The organism is Ideonella azotifigens (assembly GCF_006519715.1).
Classification (GTDB): domain Bacteria; phylum Pseudomonadota; class Gammaproteobacteria; order Burkholderiales; family Burkholderiaceae_C; genus Ideonella; species Ideonella azotifigens.
The window spans coordinates 1-1,483 of record NZ_VIDT01001014.1 but is presented as its reverse complement, the minus strand read 5'-3'; the positions used below and the strand labels follow the sequence as shown (position 1 = coordinate 1,483).

Below are 1,483 nucleotides of genomic sequence, written 5' to 3'. Positions count from 1 at the left end.
GCCATTGCCTTTGGCGGCATGCTGGGGCCGGCCTTGTTGATGACGGGACTGGCCCAGGCCAGCGCCGCCTCGGCCTCGCTGCTGCTGAATGTCGAAGGCGTGCTGACGGCCGTCGTCGCCTGGCTGGTCTTCAAGGAAAACGCCGACCGCCAGATCGTGCTGGGCATGGTCGCCATCGTCATCGGCGGCCTGCTGCTGTCGTGGGAACCGGGCGCGGCCTCGGTCTCCACCGGCGCCCTGTTCATCCTCGGCGCCTGCCTGTGCTGGGCCATCGACAACAACCTGACGCGCAAGGTCTCGAACAACGATGCCATGCTGGTCGCCGGCCTCAAGGGCCTGCTGGCAGGCGGCTGCAACACCGCGCTGGCACTGGCCAGCGGTGCGGCACTGCCGCCCTGGACCTCCGTCGGCCTGAGCCTGCTGATCGGCTTCTTCGGCTACGGGCTCAGCCTGACACTTTTCGTGGTCGCCCTGCGCACGCTGGGCACCGCGCGCACCGGCGCATATTTTTCAGTGGCACCGCTTTTTGGCGTGTTGCTGTCGTTGGCGATCTGGCCGGCCATCCCGCCCCCGCTCTTCGGGCTGGCGGCCGGCTTGATGGCGCTTGGCGTGTGGCTGCACGTGCGCGAGCGCCACGAGCACCCGCACACCCATGAGCCGCTGGTGCACGCCCACGCGCATGCCCATGACGCGCATCACCAACATGCGCACGACTTCGCCTGGGACGGCACAGAGCCCCACCGGCACTTGCACCGACACGAGCCGCTGACGCACAAGCACCCGCACCATCCGGACATTCATCACCGGCACTCGCATGCGGCCACGCCGCCCGCACACGAAGACTGAGCGGCCAGCGCCGCGGATCAGGTCGCGGCCATCGGCCTCGGTGCGCCGGGCGACGCCAGCTGCTGCAACGGACATTGCCACCAGCCCACGTCGTGCCACACGCCATGCTTGAAACCCACCTTGCGGTAGACGCCAATGAGTTCAAAACCCACCGATTCATGCAGCGCCACGCTGGCCGCGTTGGGCAATGCAATGCCAGCAAAGGCCTGGCAATGGCCCAGGTCGACCAGCACCCGCTTCAAGGCCGCGTAGAGCTGCTTGCCCACACCTTGTCCCCGCACATCGGCCCGGACGTAGGCCGTGGTGTCGACCGACCACTGGTAAGCCGCTCGCTCCCGGTGCCTGCTCGCGTAGACATAGCCGCTCACCCGGCCGGCCTCATCCTCACTGACCAGCCAGGGCAGCGCCTGCAAGGTGGCGCTGATGCGCGCCCGCATCTCCTCCACCGTCGGCGGCACCAGCTCGAACGAGATGCAGGTGTCCTGCACGATGGGGGCATAGATGGCGGCGATGGCCGGTGCATCGTCTGGCGTTGCAATGCGGATGGCGGTGATCGTGGGGTCCATGGCAATCATCGGCCGGGCTAGGATCGCCGGCAGGTAGTACGAGGAGGCCCAGGCCAGTGTGTCTGGGCCAA

General features: G+C 67.8%; 2 protein-coding genes. One reads left to right on the top strand and one right to left on the bottom strand.

Annotated features, from left to right (window positions below; translation table 11 throughout):
- Positions 1-846 (top strand): DMT family transporter (locus FKP22_RS30185; RefSeq protein ID WP_141291897.1); only part of this gene is annotated, 846 nt, incomplete at its 5' end.
- Positions 847-863: 17 nt separating this feature from the next.
- On the opposite strand, the gene FKP22_RS30180 is transcribed toward FKP22_RS30185, so the two are convergent.
- The coding region (locus FKP22_RS30180; RefSeq protein ID WP_310733396.1) for an arsinothricin resistance N-acetyltransferase ArsN1 family B at positions 864-1,483 on the bottom strand (620 nt) is incomplete at its 5' end.